Here is a 17,110-nt window from a genome sequence, read left to right as displayed (position 1 = left end):
ACACCGACCTTCTGCCCGCCCGCCCTGGCCTACCCGTGCCGTCCGGTGGCCCCCCGGTGCCAATCAGTGGTCGGGGAGCTGGACCCGGAGGGTGAGCGCGCCGCCGTGCTCCTCCCACACGATCCAGCCGCCCAGTTGCCGCACCTGCTGCTGCACCGACCACAGCCCGAGTCCGGTGAGGTCGGCGGGCGGGCGCGTCGTCGTCAGATGGCCGATCACCAGCTGCGCGGGGACCCCCGCCTGGGTGACGGCGCACTCCACCCAGCCACCGCCGCTGGTGACGCCCAGGTGCACGGGGGCGCCCCTGCCGTGCCGGTGGGCGTTCTCCAGGAGGTTGACCAGGATGCGCTGGAGCCGGGCGTCCCCCACCAGCACGTGCTCGGAGGTCTCGTCGAGGTCCACGGTCAGCTGGGCGCGCGGCAGCCCGGACGCGGCGACGGAGGCGGCCAGCACATCCGTCAGCCGCTGGCCGTCCCGCGGACGCCGGGGCGCCGCACCACCGGTGACCTCCGCGGTGCGCAGCAGCGAGGTGAGGTGGGCGGCCTGGGCCTGTGCCAGCTCGAGGACGTCGGACAGCGCCGGATCGGTGCGCCCGAGGTGGCGGAGCGCGCTCTCCAGGCACGCCAGGGAGCCACGCATGTCGTGGCACAGCGCCCGGACCAGGACGTCCTCGGAGCTGGGCCGTTCCGGCTCGGCCGCACGAGCACCCCCACGGCGCAGCCGGGCTCGGGCTCTGCGGACCGCGGCGGGCAGGAATCCGCTCCACCGTGCCGGTGAGGTGTGTTGCGCCAGGATCACGGGCACCTCCGCCCCCGCGGGACCAGCGCGCCGAGGCGCACCGACGGGCGGGAGAACATGGGCGAGGACGGCGCCGTTGTTTCACGCCAGAGGCCTCTGGACGTGATTGTGGTGGACGACCACCCACTTTTCACCCGGGGGCTCACCCTGCTCCTGCCCGAGGTGAGCGGCGGGCGGGTCCAGGTCGTGGCCGCCACCGACGACGCCTCGGCGGCGGCTGCTCTGGTGCAGCGGTTCCGGGCCGACGTCGCCGTCATCGACGTGCAGATGCCGCCGCCCGGCGGCTCCCGGGCGATCGCCGCCGTCCGCCGCGTGGCGCCCACGGTGCGGATCGTGGCCATGTCGGGGATGGCCGACGAGCACGCGGCCGTGGAGGCCCTGCGCGCCGGTGCGGCCGGCTTCCTGCCCAAGACCGCCGACCCGGAGTCCCTCGTCGGCCCGCTCCTCGCCGTCCTCGACGGGTGGTCGGTGCTGCCGGAGCCGCTGCTGCGGCACCTGCTCGAGCACGGCGGGACCTCGGGCGACGACGGGATCGCCGGTCAGCTCACCGCGGACGAGCGCCGGCTCTGGCGGCTGGTCGCGGCCGGCACCGGGACGGTGGACATCGCGACCACGCTGCACGTCTCCGAGCGGACGGCGAAGCGGCTGGTGGCCCACCTGCTGCGGCGCCTGCGGGTGGCCAGCCGGGTGGAGGCGGCGGCCCTCGCCGGGCGGGTGGGCCTCGACCAGCGCGCCGAGGGGTGACGGTCGGCTCAGCCCAGCGTGAGCTCCAGCAGCAGGTGCAGGTTCAGGCCGATGATGAGGACGGCGATGACCGCACCCACGGCCGTCGTCCGGCGCCGGTTCACCCAGCCGCCCATGACGTCGCGCCGGCTGGTCAGCCACAGCAGCGGCACGAGGGCGAACGGGATGCCGAAGGAGAGCACGACCTGCGACCAGACGAGCGCGGTCGTGGGGTCGACACCGAGCAGCAGGATCAGCAGCGCGGGCGCCAGCGTGACCAGCCGGCGCAGCAGGACCGGGATCGACCGGCGCAGGAACCCGGCCATCACCACCTGACCGGCGTGCGTGCCGACCGAGGACGACGCGAACCCGGCGGCCAGCAGGGCGATGCCGAAGGCGATGCCCGCGCCCCGGCCCAGCTGCTCGCCCAGCCCGGCGTGCACCGCCTCCAGCGACCCGTCCATGCCGGTGCCGGTGAACAACTGGGCGCCGACGACGAGCATCGCGGCGTTGATCAGCCCGGCGAACCCCATCGCCAGCAGCACGTCCAGGCGCTGCGCGCGCAGCAGGCGGCGCCGTCCGGTCGCCGTCCGGCCGGCGGTGACGGCGTCGCCGTACCGGCCCGGGGTGAGCGCGGAGTGCACGTAGATGACGTGCGGCATCACCGTCGCGCCGAGGATGCCGGTGGCGAGGATCAGGCTCTCGGGCCCGGCGAAGGAGGGCACCAGGCCGGCCGCCGCGCCGGCGACGTCGACCCCCGAGCCGACCAGCGTGTAGGCGAAGCCCAGGCCGATGACGAGCAGCAGCCCGGTGATGACCCGCTCGAACGGGCGGTGCCCGCGGGACTGGGCGGCCAGCAGGCCGAAGGCGACGACCGCGGTGATCACCCCGCCCACCGGCAGCGGGACGCCGAAGAGCAGGTACAGCGCGACGGCGCCGCCGACGATCTCGGCCAGGTCGGTGGCGATGGCGACCGCTTCGGCCTGCAGCCAGAGCCCACGGGTGACCGGGCGGGGCAGCCGCTCCCGGCAGAGCGTGGCGAGGTCGCGCCCGGTGGCCAGGCCGAGCTTCGCGGTCAGCGACTGGATCAGCATCGCCATGAGGTTCGCCGCGACGATGACCCAGAGCAGCGTGTACCCGAACGAGGCGCCGCCGGAGAAGTTCGTCGCGAAGTTGCCCGGGTCGACGTAGGCCACGGCGGCGACGAAGGCCGGCCCCAGGAGTGGCCAGATGCGACGCGTGCCCTCCGCCGGTGGCGTCGGCCGGGCGGCGGAGCCCAGCGTGCGCGGGAGGACGGCGGCCTCGGTCTTGGACAGGTACACGGCGGCCTTCTTCGGGGCTCGGACGGCGGTGGTCGCTCCTGGCTCTGCCCGCCGGGGCTGACACACCGGGGCCGACCCGTGGCCCCCGCGGGCCAGGCCTGCCTGCCCTCACCCCGGCGGCTCCGACGGCCGCGGGCCTCGCGCACGGGTCGCCGACCTCGCGCGGCAGCACGGGGTCGGCGACCGGACGGTGAGGTCGGTGGGGGCGGACGGCCGGATCGGTAGGGTCCGCCGGGTGATCGCGTGCGTCGACATCGGCTCGACGTTCACCAAGGCCGCGCTGGTCGACGATGCCTCCGGGCGGCTGCTGGCCACCGCCCAGGCGCCCACCACCCTGGACGACGTCGTCCGCGGGGTCCTGGACGCGACGGCGGGCTTCCCGGAGGCACCGGTCGTGGCGTGCTCCAGCGCCGGCGGGGGGCTGCGGCTGGCGGTGGTCGGCTACGAGGAGCTGATCAGCGCCGAGGCCGGGCGCCGGGCCGCGCTGTCGGCCGGCGCCCGGGTCGTGCACGTCGCCGCCGGGGTGCTGGACGCCGACCGGCTGGCCGCGCTCCGGGCGGCGGAGCCCGACGTCGTCCTGCTGGTCGGGGGCACCGACGGCGGCGAGGCGTCGGTGCTGCGGGCCAACGCAACGGCGCTGGCCTCGTCGGCCGTATCACCGGGTACCGGTGCGGGAGGCCGTGGGGGCCCTCCGTGGTCGGTGCCGGTCGTGCTGGCCGGGAACGCCGCCGTGCGGGACGAGGTCGCGGCCGTGCTGCGCGCGGGCGGGCTGCCGGTGCACGAGGCGGGCAACGTGCTGCCCGACATCGGCCGGCTGGCGCCGGAGTCGGCGCGGGCGGCGATCCGCACGGTGTTCCTGGAACACGTGATCGGCGGCGACCGGCTGTCGGCCGATCCGCGGCTGCGGTCCTGGGTGCGTGCGGTCACCCCGGACGCCGTCCTGGAGGGCGTGACCGTGCTGGCCCGGGCGCTCGCCCCGGCGGAGGTCTCCGTGGTGGCGCTGGACGTGGGCGGGGCGACCACCGACGTGTACTGCGTGCCCGACCCGGACGCCGAGCAGGCGACGCTGGGCCGCGAGGCGGTCGGTGTGCCCGCCCGTCGCCGGACGGTGGAGGGCGACCTCGGCGTCTCGTGGAGTGTGGACGCGCTGCGGGCGGCTGCCGTGGCCGAGGGGCTGACCGGGCCCGGCGACGACCCGCTGGCCCTGGCAGAGGCGGCCGCCACCGTGGCGCTGCGCCGGCACCTGCGTGCCGAGGCGGCCTACGGCCCGGGTGGCGCCAGTGCGCGGTCGGCCCGGCTGGTGGTGCTGTCCGGCGGCGTCTTCCGGCACGCCGACCCGGCGGCGGTGGACCAGGTGCTCGCCCGGCTGGCCGAGGACGCCGGCGGCGCGGGGAGCGTGCTGGACGGCAAGGCGGTGGTCGTCGACCGGCGGTACGTGCTGGCCGCCGTCGGGCTGCTGGCGGGCGACCACCCCGTGGCGGCCGCGGCGCTGGCCCAGGATCTGCTGGCCGCCCCGAGGGTCACTCCGCTCGCGCGCTGAAGGTCCTCGCCCACTGGTCGGAGGCCGCGGCGGTGAACGCGCCGACCTCGTCGGCGGCCATGTCGACGGCGGCGTAGCCACCGCTGCCGGCGCCGACGCAGGCGACGACCGTGGCCAGGCCGGCCCGTCGCTGGAACGGCGACTGCCGCACCTGCCAGCCGACGACGGCGCGGTCCTGGAGCACGGCCTGCTCGCGCACCAGCCAGCCGCTGCGGACGGAGAACGACCCCTCGCCGCTGGCGTGACCGAGGGCGGCATAGCGGCCGAGACCCAGGGGCACGCCCAGGACGAGGAGGACCAGGCCGGCCACCAGGACCCACCACCAGCCCAGCAGCGGCGTCGTGACCGCACCGGCCGCGGTGACCAGCAGCCCGGCGGTGACGGCGCGGACGATCCGGCGCCGGCGCGCGGCCGGGGGGTGCGGCCGCAGCGGCCCGGGCTCGGGGACCAGGCGGATGCCGAGCGCGCGGGCCTCCTCGCGCGGCCCCAGCGGGAGCAGCTGGCCGCGGCGGGCGGCGTCCCCGAGGCCGGTGACCAGGGCGCCGGCCCGTGCGGCCCGCACCCAGCGCATGCCCAGCCCCTCCGACAGGGTCCAGCCGCGGATCCGGTCGATCTCCAGCTCGGTGTGCCGGCGGGTGACCAGACCGCGTGCGGCGACCAGGGAGCCGCCGCGCCGGGTGAGCCGGAAGCCCCAGTTGACGACGGCGGCACCGATGACCGACCCCGCGACGAGCAGCACCAGGGCGACCGCGAGGACGGCGAGCAGTGCCCCTACGCCGCTGATCTGCACGCCGTCGATGTCCGGCTGGAAGCGAGCGGGCAGCTCCTGGGCCAGCCGGAACAGCGCACCCACCCCGGCCAGGGGCACGGCCAGGTAGCTGCCGACCAGCGGGGCGTAGAACAGCCAGCGGTTGTCGAAGCGGGCGAACTCCTCCTCCGCCGCCGGTTCGGCGCCCTCCTCGGCGACCGGCCCGGACCGGTGGGTGAGGACGGCGGCGCGCAGCCGGTCGCCCTCGGCGCGCGGGACCCCGTCGATGACGAGCTCCTCGTCCTTGCCGTTGACCGCCCCGGCCGCGGCGTCGATGCGCACCCGCACTAGCCCGAGCAGCCGGTGCAGCAGCGGCGTCTCGACCTCGACGCCCCGGATGCGGTCGTTGGGGACGGTGCGCACCGACCGGGACAGCAGCCCCCGGGTGACGACGACGGACGCCGGGCCGTCGGCGTAGCGGAAGCGCCACCAGCCCAGCGCGGCGGTGCCCAGCGACAGCAGCGTGACGCCGACGACGAGCGCCGCGACCGTCCACGCCCCACCGCCCAGGCCGGTGGCCGCGACGATCGGGATGACCGCCGGGACGAACTGCCGGGCCTGCCGGAAGGTCACCGTGTGCACCAGCACGACGAGTGGGGAGGTGCGCCGCCCGGTGTCGGGCGGTCGGGGCACCGGTGGGGGCGTGGCCGGTGGGGGCGCGGCCGGTGGGGGCGTGGCCGGTGGGGGCGTGGCCGGCTCCGTCGGCCCGGTCACGTGGCCTGGTCGCGGACCTGCTCGGCCCGGTGCGCGAGGTCGTCGGCGACCTGCTGGGCGACGTCGGCCTCCAGGTGCCAGACCTGCACGGTGCCCTGCGAGGACGCCGTCATGACCGCGACCGTCGACAGCCCGAACATCTGCTGGAGCACGCCGCGGGTGACGTCGACGGTCTGGATGCGGGAGATCGGCACCAGCGTCCAGGTGCGGGTCAGCCAGCCGGTGAGGGTGTAGACCGCCTCGTCCGTGATCTCCCAGCGGTGCACCCGGAAGCGCACCCACGGGCGGACACCGACGGCGAGCACCACGTACACGGCGTACAGCACGGGGACGACCCACCGCAGCACCGGGAGCGGGGTGCCGGGCTCGGCCGGCACGAAGATCAGGAACGCGGCCAACCCCATGCCGAGGAACACCGAGCTGATCACGCTCTCGGTCACCCACAGCCCGATCGCCGAGCGGGACAGCGGCCAGGCCGGCTCGCGCACCGGGGACGGGGTCGTGGTCGTGGTCGTGGTCATCGCCGTCCATCCTCGCAGTGCGGGCCGACGGGCTCACGCATGCCACGATGGAGCGCGTGATGCCGCAGCAGGTTCCGACCGTCTCTGTCAGCGAGCTGCCCGAGGACGCCGTGATCCTCGACGTCCGGGAGGACGACGAGTGGGTGCACGGCCACGTCGAGGGGGCGACCCACATCCCGATGGGCGACGTCCCGGCCCGGCTCGACGACCTCCCCGAGGCCGATCCGCTCTACGTCACCTGCCGCAGCGGCGGCCGGTCGGCGCGGGTCGCTGCCTGGCTGAACCAGAACGGGTTCGACGCGGTGAACGTCGCCGAGGGGATGGGCGGCTGGGAGGCGGCCGGCAAGCCCATGGTCAGCGAGACCGGCCAGCCGCCCTTCGTCCGCTGAGCCTGGTGACGTGCTGGAGCGGCCCCGCTGCAGGGTCCCGCCTCGAGCTTGCGAGAGGAGGGGGCAGCGGGGTCCTTCTAGAAGTCGAGGAGCTCTTCGAGGATGCTCTTGCGGCGCTTCTTCTTGGCGTACTTCTCGTCGTAGCCCCGCTGCTGCTCGTAGCCGCGGCCGTAGTAGCGCTCGTCGTAGCGGTGCTCGCCGTAGTAGCGCGGGTCCCGGTCGTAGGGGTCGCGGATGGGCGGGGGTGCGGCCGCCGTCGGCGGGGGCACGACCGGGCGGCCGTCCTCGACGTCGTTGACGGCCCGCTCGGCCGCCACGAGGTTCTCCAGCTCACCGCGGTCGAGGAAGATCCCCTTGCACTCGGTGCACTGGTCGACCAGCACCCGGTTGCGCTCGTACTGCGCCATCACGTTGTGGCATTTCGGGCACAGGAGCTGCATGCACCCAGGCTACCTGCGGGGTCGCGGCCGTGTTGATCATCGGCGGGTGGCCGGGTGACACGCCGGCGGGCGCAGCCACCCGCCGATGATCAACACGGGAGAGCGGCGTCAGCCCTCGGGGAGCGCGTACTCCGCGAACTGGTTGCGCAGGTCCTTCTTCGAGAACTTGCCGACGCTGGTCTTGGGCACCTCGTCGATGAACTCCACGGCCTCGGGCATCCACCACTTGGCCACCAGCGGCTTGAGGTGCTCGAGAATCTCCTCCTCGGTCACCGACTCGCCCTCCTTGACCACGACGCAGGCCAGCGGGCGCTCGTCCCACTTCGGGTGCGGGATGCCGATGACCGCGGCCTCCTTCACCGCCGGGTGGCTCATGATCGCGTTCTCCAGGTCGACCGAGCTGATCCACTCGCCGCCGGACTTGATCAGGTCCTTGGTGCGGTCGGCGATCCGGATGGAGCCGAACTCGTCCATCGCCGCGACGTCGCCGGTCTTCATCCAGCCGTCCGCGGTGGTGAGCTCCACGCCGGCGTCGGGGTTGTAGTAGTCCTTCGCGCACCACGGCCCGCGCACCTGCAGCTCGCCGGTGGCCTTGTCGTCCCACGGCTGCGGCTCGAGGGTGTCGGCGTCGACGATCCGCGCCTCCACACCCAGGAACGGGATGCCGGCGCGGGCCCGCTGAGTCGCCTTGGTCGCGTCGTCGACGTCCTCGTAGCGCGGCGGCAGGATGCCGGAGGAGGCCACCGGGTGGGTCTCGGTCATGCCCCACGCCTGCAGGATCGGGATGCCGACCTGCTCCCGGTAGGCCTCCGACAGGGCCTTCGGGACGGCGGAGCCGCCGCAGCCGATGTCGCGCAGCTTGTGCGGCTTGCCGGCCAGGTGGGGGAGCACGCCCTGCCAGATGGTCGGGACGCCGGCGGTGAACGTGACGCCCTCGTCGATGATCAGCTTCGCCAGAGCCTCCGGCTGCATGAGCGCGCCGGGCATGACCAGCGAGGCCCCCGCGGCGGGCGCGGCCTGCGCGATCCCCCAGGCGTTGGCGTGGAACATCGGCACGACCGGCATCGCGACGTCGCGGATGCCCAGCCCGAAGGCGTTGGGCATCAGGACGCCCATCGTGTGCAGGAACGTCGAGCGGTGGGAGTAGACGACGCCCTTGGGGTTGCCGGTGGTGCCGCTCGTGTAGCACATCGACGCGGCCAGGCCCTCGTCCTCGACGTGGAACTCGACCGGCTCGGCGTCGGCCAGCAGCGTCTCGTAGTCGAGGACCCGGGGGTCGTCGGGGATCTCGTTGTCCGTGCCGTCGTCCATGATCACGACCTGCCGGACCGTCTTCATGGTGTCGATCAGCGGCCACAGGAGGGGCAGGACGCTGCGGTCGACGAAGATGACCTCGTCCTCGGCGTGGTTGGCGATGTAGGTCAGCTGCTCCGGGAAGAGCCGCACGTTGAGCGTGTGCAGCACCCGGCCGGTGCAGGGCGCGGCGAAGTACAGCTCCAGGTGGCGCTGGCTGTTCCAGCCGAACGTGCCGACCCGGCCGTCGGCGCTGATGCCCAGGGTGTCCAGGACCCCGCCGAGCTTGCGGGTGCGCTGGGCCCACTCCGCGTAGGTCGCCCGGGTCACGCCCCCGGGGTTGTTGGTGACGATCGTGCCGTCGCCGTAGTGCTGCTCGACGTGCCGGAAGATCGCGTCGACGGTCAGTGGGGTGTCCTGCATCAGGCCGCGCATGACCGCATCGTGCCAGTGACGGCGCTCACCTTCCACCGGTGGTCCGCCATGATCAGGTTCCCTGATCGTGGCGCGTCCTCCCGCACGGTGGGCGGTGGGGGAGGACGCGCTCCGGTGGGGGAGGACGCGCTCCGGTGGGGGAGGACGCCGCCGCGAAAGGGACGCCGCCGCGAGGGGGACGCCGAGCCGCGAGGGGGACGCCGCGCGGCGAGGAGGATGCCGCGCGGCGAGGAGGATGCCGTCCGTCGAGGGTGGCCGCCCCGCCCCCGGTCGGGTCGGCTCAGCGCAACCGGCGGGCGCGGAGCACGACGTCCTCGGTGTGGTGTGCCCCGCCGCCGCTCTCCGGTGCGACGCGCGGCCGCTGCTCGTCCACCTCCACCCGCCACGCGTCGTCCAGCAGCGCTGCCACCATCGAGGGCCAGACGTAGTCCGCCGGGTCGAACTCGCTGTTCTCCGGTCGGTGCGTCTCCATCCCCGCGTGGTGCACGAGCAGCAGCACGCCGCCCGGCGCGACGGCGTCCAGCAGGGCGCGCTCGGCGGCGGCGTCCGGCGTGCGTGGCAGGGCCGGGTACTGGGCGGAGACGAGGTCGAAGGACCGCGGCGGCAGCGCCGCCTCCTCCAGGCCGGCGTGCACCCAGCGGACCTCGACGCCGGCGTCGCGGGCATGCCGCGCCGCCCGCTCCAGGGCCACCTCGGAGACGTCGAGAGCCGTCACGTCCCAGCCCTGACGGGCCAGCCAGACGGCGTCCGCGCCCTCGCCGCAGCCGACGTCCAGCACCCTCCCGGGCGTCAGGTCCCCGGCCTCGGCGACGAGCGCTCCGTTGGGTCGGCCGCTCCACAGCTGCTCCCACTCGGTGTAGCGCCGGTCCCACTCCGCCCGCACCGCGGGAGATCCCACGTAGTCGTCGGCGGCGGTCGGGTCCACGGGAAGGTCTCGGGTCACCTCCGCACTCTCCCCCCGCACGCCGCGGATCGGCCACTTCCGTTGCCGGTCCGGCAAGAGATCAGGCGGTGAGGACGACGGGGAGGTCGCGCAGGCCGCGGATGACGAACTCCGGACGGCGCCGCGCGGGCCGCCCCAGCTCCAGCCGCGAGGTGCGCGAGAGCAGCGCGCCGAACGACGCCTGCAGCTCGACGCGGGCAAGCGGGGCGCCGATGCAGAAGTGGATGCCGGCCCCGAAGGAGATGTGCGGGTTGTCGGTGCGCCCGACGTCGAGGGTCCCCGGTTCGGCGAACACCGCGGGGTCGTGGTTGGCCGACCCCAGCAGGGCGGCGATCTTCTGGCCCTGCTGCACCGTGATCCCGCCGATCTCGACGTCGGCGGTCGCGGTGCGCTCGAACAGCTGCAGCGGGGAGTCGAAGCGCATGAGCTCCTCGATCGCCGTCGGCAGCAGCGCGGGATCGTCGCGCAGCCGCTGCAGCTGGTCGGGGTGCTCCAGCAGGGCGAGCAGGCCGTTGCCGCTGACGTTGACGGTCGCCTCGTGGCCGGCGTTGAGCAGCAGGATGCAGGTGGTGACCAGCTCGTCCTCGGTGAGCTTGTCGCCCTCGGCGTCCCGGACGCTGACCAGGTGCGAGACGAGGTCCTCGCCGAGGTTCTTCCGGCGGTCGGCGGCCAGTTCGCGCAGGTAGGCGACGAACTCCTCGGCGGCACGCTCGGCGGCGTCCTCGATCTCCGTCGTCCGGCCGTACTCGTACATCTTCACGATCGCGTTCGACCACGGGCGCAGCAGTGCCCGGTCGGCCTCCGGCACCCCCAGCAACTCGGCGATGACGGCGACCGGCAGCTCCTCGGCCATCCCGCTGAGGACGTCGACCGGCTCGGTGCCCCCGGATCGCTCGACCAGGCCGTCGACCAGGGTGCCCGCGAGCTCCTCCACCCACGGCCGCAGGCGCTCCACGTGCCCGCGGGCGAACGCGGCGCTGATCAGCCGGCGCAGCCGCGTGTGGTCCGGCGGCTCCATCTCCAGGATGGCGTTGCGGTGGATGAGGTTGAAGCTCCCGAACCGCTCGGCCGGCGCCTTGTCCGACCAGATCCGGCCCAGCCGGCGGTCGCGCAGCACGGCGTTGGCCTCGGCGTGGGTGAACGCCAGCCACAGCCCGAGCCCCTCGTGCCACTGCACCGGCGCCTCCGCACGGGCCCGGGCGAACGCCGGGTACGGGTCGGCGACGACGGCGGGATCGGTCAGGTCGAGGGGAGCGGGCGTCACGTCCACGAGCCTAGGAACGCCGGCAACGACGCCGGTCACAGCCCTGCGGGGCCACGAACCATGCGCACTCGTGGCCATCGGCCGGCGATGACCACGAGTGCGCATGGTTCAGAGGCCGGGAGCGGCCCGGGTGGCCTGAGCGGCGGCCCTGCTGCCGGGCTCCGACGCCCGGCCCCCGTCCAGAGGCTCGCGCCGAGCATGCGAGGCGGGAGGGGGACGGGAGGCCTTTCACTACGCTGCACCGCATGGCTTCCCGCAAGCGCTCCGCAGCCCCCGCCACCGACGCGCCGGAGGGCATCAACCCGAAGGCCCCGTGCTTCTGCGGCTCCGGCCGGCGCTACAAGCACTGCCACGGCTCCGGCTACGCCCCGCCGGTGACCCGGCCCTTCGAGGGGCTCCCGGGCGAGGCGGACTGGGTGGCGCTGCGCGAGCTGGTCCCGGCGGCCACGGCCGGCCTGCGGACGACGGACGGCCGGGAGGTCACCCTCGCCAGCGTGCTGCCGGGCGGCACCCCCGCCCTGGTGCGGGCCAACGGCGAGATCGTGGTCGCCGTCCAGATGCAGGTCTCCTCCGACGACGTGAGCCGCGACATCGGCACGGCGCTCGCCGCGGCGCTGGAGGCCCCGGCCGGCGCGCCGGTGGACCCGGGCCCCGTCGGCGGCGCCGGCTCGGCCGGCCCCCGGTTGCGGGAGCTGCTCGACCTCTCGGCGCCCTTCGAGGTGACCGTGCACGACGACTTCGGCTTCTGGCTGGAGGGGACGGAGCCCTCGGCCGCGGCCACGGCCGGTCTGGAGCACGCCAACGAGGCGATCCTGCCGACCGTCCGGCTGGCCGGGCTCGAGGCGGCCTACTGGGTGCGGCCCGGCGACGAGCGGGCGCACCTTCGCTGGGTGCGGCCGGAGCCGGAGGAGAAGCTGCTCGACGCCCTGGCCCGGCTCTCGGCGTCCGGCCAGATCCTGCTGGGGGAGGGCACCCGTTACGCGGGAGCCTTCCGTGCCCTCGGCCTCGTCGTCCCCGTGTGGGACCTGCCCGCCGACACCCCGGCGGCCGACTGGGTCGGGCCGGCGACGGAGTTCCAGACCCGGCTGGAGGCAGCCCTGGCCGTGACCGAGCCGCTGACCTCCGACGAGCGGCGCGCCCGCGCCGGGCTGATCTCGCGGCAGATCACCCTGCGCTGAGCGTCCGCGGGGACACCCCAGCGGAGGAATGCCCGGCCACGCGCGATCCTCCCTTCGGGCATGCTCGGCCGTTGCCCACTCCTGTGGGCAGGGGCCGACCGTCCGCGGGAACACCCAGCGGCGGAACGCCCGGCCGCGCGCGATCCCTCCTTCGGGCATGCTCGGCCGTTGCCCACTCCTGTGGGCAGGGGCCGACCGTCCGCGGGGGGACATCGGCGGAGGAATGCCCGGCCGCGCGCGATCCTCCCTTCGGGCATGCTCGGCCGTTGCCCACTCCTGTGGGCAGGGGCCGACCGTCCGCGGGAACACCCAGCGGCGGAACGCCCGGCCGCGCGCGATCCCTCCTTCGGGCATGCTCGGCCGTTGCCCACTCCTGTGGGCAGGGGCCGACCGTCCGCGGGAACACCCAGCGGCGGAACGCCCGGCCGCCGTCAGAGGTGGCGGATCAGGTAGCGGTAGAAGCCGGCGCCGCGGTGCAGGGCGGCGACGCCGATCCGCTCGTCGGCGGCGTGCAGGGCGGCCAGCTCGCCCTTCGTCAGGTCGAAGGGCATGAACCGGTAGACGCTGTCGCAGATCTGGCTGAAGTGCCGGGCGTCGCTCGCCTGCACCATCACGTACGGGGCCACCGCGGCCTCCGGGTACACCGAGCGGACGGCGGCACCGACCAGCGCGAACGCCTCGTTGTCCGCCCGCGACACCGGTGACGGATCGTTCCCGGACACCACGGTCAGCTCGACGCTCGGGTCGTCGATCACCCGGCGCAGCCGGTCGACGGTCGACTGCACCGTCTCGCCCAGGGCGATCCGGATGTTGGCGTGCGCCCGGGCGCGGGTGGCCAGCACGTTGCGGGCCTTGCTGCCCTCGAGCTCGGTGATGGCCACCGTCGTCCGGACCAGCGCGTTGGCCTCGCGGCTCGCCTTCGACAGCACGGCCGCCAGCAGTGGGCGCAGGTACGCCGCGTGCGCGAACAGCGCCCGGTAGCCGATCGGGGCGTGCCGGCCCAGGGCGTCGACCATCCCGAGGACGACGTCGTGCAGCCGGGCGGGGAACGGGTCGTCCTCGATCCGCAGGATGGCGCGGGCCAGCCGTGCGGGCGCGCCGCCGCGGACGGGCGCGGACGCGTGCCCACCGGCGTCGGTGGTGACCAGCTCGACGTCCAGCAGCCCCTTCTCCGCCAGCCCGACGACGGCGGTCTGGCCCGGGACGCCGGGGAAGACGCCGCTGACCACGGCGCCGCCCTCGTCGATCACCGCCCAGGGCCGGACGCCGCGGGCGGTGAACGCCTCGACCGCCAGCTGCGCCCCGACGCCGGCCACCTCCTCGTCGTCGCCGAAGGAGAGGTAGACGTCGCGGGCGGGGGTGAACCCGGCCGCGACCAGGGACTCCACCGCCTCGAGGATCGCCACCAGGGCGCCCTTGTCGTCGATGGCGCCGCGGCCGTGCACCACGCCGTCCTCGATCAGGCCGGAGAACGGGTCGCGCGACCACTCCTGGCCGGCCACCGGGACGACGTCGTAGTGCGCCATGAGCACCAGGGGCGGCAGGTCCGTCCCGCTGGGCCACCGGTAGAGCAGCGCGCCGCCGCCGAGCACCTCCCGCTCGAGGACGCGGTGGGTGTGCGGGTACAGCTCCGCCAGCCGCGCGCGGAACCGCTCGAACGCGGCGGTGTCGCGCTCGGCGGCGTCCCGGGTGGAGATCGTCGGGATGCGGACCAGCTCGGCCAGGCGCTGCGCCGCGCCGTCGGCGTCCAGACCGTCGAGGTCGGCGGGGTCCGGGGCGTCCGGGGGCGGGCGGAAGCGGGCGACCCGGCGGGTCGCGGCGGCCACCGCGGCACCGCAGGCCGCGCCCAGCAGTGCGCCCCTCATGCCCGGTGCTCCGTCGCGGGCGCGACCGAACGGAGGTCCGTGGCGTCGGGTGCGTCGGAGAACGCCAGGCGCGGCACGAACACCAGCGCGACCGCGGCCGCCAGCGCCGTCGTCCCGCAGATGATCCACACGGCGAGATAACCGCCCAGGGAGCCCGCCGTCCCCGCGGAGCCGTCGGCGAGCGTCGGCGCGTTCGCGGCCAGGGCGACGGCGAACGTCGCGGAGGCGAAGCTGCCGCCGAGGACCTTCGTGGTGTTGGTCAGGCCGGTGGCCACGCCGGTGCGACCGGTCGGCGCGGCGGCGGCGGCGGCCGCGGGCAGGGCCGCCACCAGGGCACCCGAGCCCAGGCCGGCCACCACCATGCAGGCCAGCACCTGGGCCAGCGAGTCGTGGAACGGCACGAGCAGCAGGTAGCCAGTGCCGACGAGGACCGCGGCGCCGATCAGCGTCGTCCGCGGGGTGGTGCGGGCGGAGATCCGGGAGAACTGGCTGGCCCCGACCAGCATCGAGATGACGTAGCCGCCGATGACGATCGACACCATGCTCGTCGACAACCCCAGCCCGTAGCCGTAGTCGTCCGGGTCGGTGCGGGCGAAGGTCGACAGCGGGCCCTGGGCGCCGAGCACGCTGACGCCGAAGAGCCCGGCGGTCAGCTGCACCGGCCACATGGCGGGGCTGCGCAGGACGCGGAAGTCGACCAGCGGGTCGGGCCGGCCCAGCTCGTAGCGCACGAACGGGACGACCAGCAGCAGGCCCAGGGCGGTGACCAGCCACGGCCAGGCCTCGCCGGCGCCGTTGATCCGGACGAAGGTCAGGCCGCCGGTGATCACCAGCAGGACGACGCTGAGCAGCGCCGCGCCGGTCGCGTCGACGGAGCCGGACTGCCGGTCCACGCTCTCCGGCACGCGCAGCGCGACGACCGCGCAGACGCCGGCCACCAGGAACCCGGGGATCAGCAGCACCAGCCAGAACTGCCCGGCGAGGGCGCTGCCGACCTGCCCGCCGCCCAGCGCACCGACGATCGCGCCCAGCTGCAGCGCGGCGACGATCAGGCCGGTGGCCCGCCGCGTCTGCGCCGCCTGGTCCGCCCGGCCGCGCGAGCGGTTGTAGATCAGCGCCACCTGCAGCGGCAGCCAGGCGGCGTAGATGCCCTGCACCGCCCACGCGACGAGGAACACCGGGAAGGACGACGCGAACGCGAGCACGACCGTCGCCGCGGCCACCAGCGCCGCCGACAGCAGCAGCATCCGCCGGTGGCCGTGCAGGTCGCCGAGCTTGGCCAGGATCGGCACGGCGATCGCCGACAGCATCAGCTGGGCGGCCTCGAGCCAGTTGACGTCGGCGTCGTGGATGTCCAGGTGCCGGGCGATGTCGGTGAGCAGCGGGATGTAGTAGCCCTGCAGGACGCCGCTGGTGAACTCGACGAAGACCAGGAAGCCGACCAGCCCCCCGCCGATGCCCGCGATCCGCCCGGTCTCCCGTGCCGTCCCCGCCACCTGCGACGTCCCTTCCCGTTGCGCCACGGGTGGTGGCGCGGAGGGTCCGGAGCGTAGTGGCCGGAGCGCCCGGGCGGCCCACCTGTCGGCGAAGTCCGCCCGGACGGTCGAGGCGGGGGTCCGACGGCCGGGTCAGCGGGGGTCGCGCGCCACCGGGCAGGACATGCAGCGCGGGCCACCGCGGCCGCTGCCGAGCTCCGACCCGGCGATCCGGACCACCTCGATGCCGTGCGCCTCGAGCGCGGCGTTGGTCACGGTGTTGCGCTCGTAGGCCACGGCCAGGCGGGGGGCCAGGGCCAGGGTGTTGTTGCCGTCGTCCCACTGCTCCCGCTCGGCGGTCACCGGGTCCAGGCCGGTGTCGATGACCCGCAGCCGGTCGATGCCCATGGCGGTCGCGGCGGCGGCCAGGAACGGCCGGGGGCCGGTGACCGCCAGCTCGGTGGTGTCGGCGTCGTCGGCCACCCCGTCCGGGGCCGTCACGGTCCAGGCGACCAGCGAATCGGCAACGGCGGGGTACATGACCATCGCGTCGACGTCGACCATCGTGGCGATCGTGTCCAGGTGCATGGTCGCTCGCTGCTGGACGATGGGGACGACGAGCACCGTGCTGGCCAGCCGCCGGGCGAACAGCCGCCGGGCCAGCCGCTCGGCCCCGCCGGGCGTCGTCCGCTCCCCGACGCCGACGGCCACGACGCCCTCGGCGAGCAGCAGCACGTCCCCGCCCTCCAGGTGCTCCAGCTGGGCGCCGTAGAGCTGCTCCACCCCGGCGAACCGCGGGTGGTGGGCGTAGACCGCGGCGGTGATGGTGCTCTCGCGGTGGCGGGCCGGCATCGCCAGCGACGTCACCGCGACCTCGTCGCCGACCCAGACGGAGGAGTCCCGGGTGAACAGCAGGTTCGGCAGCGGCGGGACGACGAAGTCACCGCGGTCCATGACCTCGTAGGCCAGCCCCTTGCCGCCGCGGAGCTCGTCGTGCGCCAGCCCGGCGATCAGCGTGCGGGCCAGGTCCTCCGGCGCCAGGCCGGCCAGGTGCGTGGTGGTCGAGCGCTGCAGGGTGGCCCCGAGCCGGGGATCGTCGACCGCGGCGGCGATGAGCTCGGCCCGGGCGGAGGGGAAGGACAGCACCTCGGCCAGCAGCCGGTCCAGGTGCAGCACCTCGACGTCGCGGTCGGCCAGTGCCTGCGCGAAGGCGTCGTGCTCCTCCTGGGCGCGGTCGACCCACGGGACGCCGTCGAAGAGCAGCTCGTCGTTGTTGCGCGGGGTGAGCCGGCGCAGCTCCGCGCCGGGGCGGTGCAGGAGCACGGTCCGCAGCCGGCCGACCTCGCTGGTGGCGCCCATGAGCGGCGCCTCGGGAGCAGACTCGATCATGCGCAGAGGCTGG

The 17,110-nt window shown here is 75.0% G+C and carries 15 protein-coding genes; 4 read left to right on the top strand and 11 right to left on the bottom strand.

Going from position 1 to position 17,110, the window contains the following annotated elements; all coding sequences use genetic code 11:
- Window positions 1-63 precede the first annotated feature (63 nt).
- Entirely contained in the window at window positions 64-798 is a 735-nt protein-coding gene (locus tag BM142_RS20450; protein WP_139228970.1) for a sensor histidine kinase, read from the bottom strand.
- A 102-nt stretch (window positions 799-900) separates the two neighbouring features.
- Here BM142_RS20450 and BM142_RS20445 point away from each other — a divergent pair, with 102 nt between their 5' ends.
- Window positions 901-1,542, top strand: a complete 642-nt coding sequence (locus BM142_RS20445) for a response regulator (RefSeq protein WP_254791103.1) — start codon at window positions 901-903, stop codon at window positions 1,540-1,542.
- Between the two features lie 8 nt (window positions 1,543-1,550).
- Here the strand turns inward: BM142_RS20445 and BM142_RS20440 are convergent, their stop codons facing one another.
- Window positions 1,551-2,843, bottom strand: coding sequence for an Nramp family divalent metal transporter (locus BM142_RS20440; RefSeq protein WP_092202706.1), 1,293 nt, complete (start codon window positions 2,841-2,843; stop codon window positions 1,551-1,553).
- A gap of 235 nt (window positions 2,844-3,078) precedes the next feature.
- Here BM142_RS20440 and BM142_RS20435 point away from each other — a divergent pair, with 235 nt between their 5' ends.
- Window positions 3,079-4,383: a glutamate mutase L gene (locus tag BM142_RS20435; RefSeq protein WP_175527388.1), complete on the top strand. Its 1,305-nt coding sequence runs from the start codon at window positions 3,079-3,081 to the stop codon at window positions 4,381-4,383.
- On the opposite strand, the gene BM142_RS20430 is transcribed toward BM142_RS20435, so the two are convergent.
- Window positions 4,364-5,824 carry a PH domain-containing protein gene (locus BM142_RS20430; protein WP_092202748.1) on the bottom strand — a complete coding sequence of 487 codons (1,461 nt, stop codon included), beginning with the start codon at window positions 5,822-5,824 and terminating at the stop codon, window positions 4,364-4,366. The two genes, BM142_RS20435 and BM142_RS20430, sit on opposite strands and share 20 nt — an antisense overlap.
- A 77-nt stretch (window positions 5,825-5,901) precedes the next feature.
- On the bottom strand, window positions 5,902-6,426 hold the full coding sequence (locus BM142_RS20425) for a PH domain-containing protein (RefSeq protein ID WP_092202704.1): 525 nt from the start codon (window positions 6,424-6,426) through the stop codon (window positions 5,902-5,904).
- A gap of 59 nt (window positions 6,427-6,485) precedes the next feature.
- Between BM142_RS20425 and BM142_RS20420 the strand changes: the two genes are divergently transcribed.
- Window positions 6,486-6,815: a rhodanese-like domain-containing protein gene (locus BM142_RS20420; protein ID WP_254791102.1), complete on the top strand. Its 330-nt coding sequence runs from the start codon at window positions 6,486-6,488 to the stop codon at window positions 6,813-6,815.
- Between the two features lie 77 nt (window positions 6,816-6,892).
- Here BM142_RS20420 and BM142_RS20415 read toward each other — a convergent pair whose 3' ends face one another.
- The 4 genes from BM142_RS20415 to BM142_RS20400 all read right to left on the bottom strand — a co-directional run bounded on the left by BM142_RS20415 (window position 6,893) and on the right by BM142_RS20400 (window position 11,190).
- A complete protein-coding gene (locus BM142_RS20415; RefSeq protein ID WP_092202702.1) occupies window positions 6,893-7,255 on the bottom strand; it encodes a TFIIB-type zinc ribbon-containing protein in 363 nt (120 codons plus the stop codon).
- Between the two features lie 108 nt (window positions 7,256-7,363).
- Window positions 7,364-8,983 (bottom strand): long-chain fatty acid--CoA ligase, encoded by a 1,620-nt coding sequence (locus tag BM142_RS20410; protein ID WP_092202700.1) that lies wholly within the window; start codon window positions 8,981-8,983, stop codon window positions 7,364-7,366.
- A gap of 280 nt (window positions 8,984-9,263) precedes the next feature.
- A complete protein-coding gene (locus BM142_RS20405; RefSeq protein WP_092202699.1) occupies window positions 9,264-9,926 on the bottom strand; it encodes a class I SAM-dependent methyltransferase in 663 nt (220 codons plus the stop codon).
- Window positions 9,927-9,987: 61 nt separating this feature from the next.
- Window positions 9,988-11,190, bottom strand: coding sequence for a cytochrome P450 (locus BM142_RS20400; RefSeq protein WP_254791101.1), 1,203 nt, complete (start codon window positions 11,188-11,190; stop codon window positions 9,988-9,990).
- Between the two features lie 245 nt (window positions 11,191-11,435).
- Between BM142_RS20400 and BM142_RS20395 the strand changes: the two genes are divergently transcribed.
- Window positions 11,436-12,368, top strand: a complete 933-nt coding sequence (locus BM142_RS20395; protein WP_092202695.1) for a DUF5926 family protein — start codon at window positions 11,436-11,438, stop codon at window positions 12,366-12,368.
- Between the two features lie 431 nt (window positions 12,369-12,799).
- On the opposite strand, the gene BM142_RS20390 is transcribed toward BM142_RS20395, so the two are convergent.
- The 3 genes from BM142_RS20390 to BM142_RS20380 all read right to left on the bottom strand — a co-directional run bounded on the left by BM142_RS20390 (window position 12,800) and on the right by BM142_RS20380 (window position 17,097).
- The gene (locus BM142_RS20390; protein ID WP_092202693.1) at window positions 12,800-14,233 is read right to left on the bottom strand and encodes a M20/M25/M40 family metallo-hydrolase; all 1,434 of its coding nucleotides are present in this window, start codon (window positions 14,231-14,233) and stop codon (window positions 12,800-12,802) included.
- Entirely contained in the window at window positions 14,230-15,729 is a 1,500-nt protein-coding gene (locus BM142_RS20385; RefSeq protein WP_092202691.1) for an MFS transporter, read from the bottom strand. The genes BM142_RS20390 and BM142_RS20385 overlap by 4 nt, the downstream gene beginning before the upstream one ends.
- A gap of 132 nt (window positions 15,730-15,861) precedes the next feature.
- Window positions 15,862-17,097, bottom strand: coding sequence for an arginine deiminase (locus tag BM142_RS20380; protein WP_092202689.1), 1,236 nt, complete (start codon window positions 17,095-17,097; stop codon window positions 15,862-15,864).
- Window positions 17,098-17,110: the final 13 nt, after the last annotated feature.

This window comes from Blastococcus tunisiensis (assembly GCF_900112815.1).
In the GTDB taxonomy this organism is placed as follows: domain Bacteria; phylum Actinomycetota; class Actinomycetes; order Mycobacteriales; family Geodermatophilaceae; genus Blastococcus_B; species Blastococcus_B tunisiensis.
The sequence above is the reverse complement of the archived record's forward strand: the minus strand, read 5'-3'. Positions and strand labels throughout refer to the sequence as shown.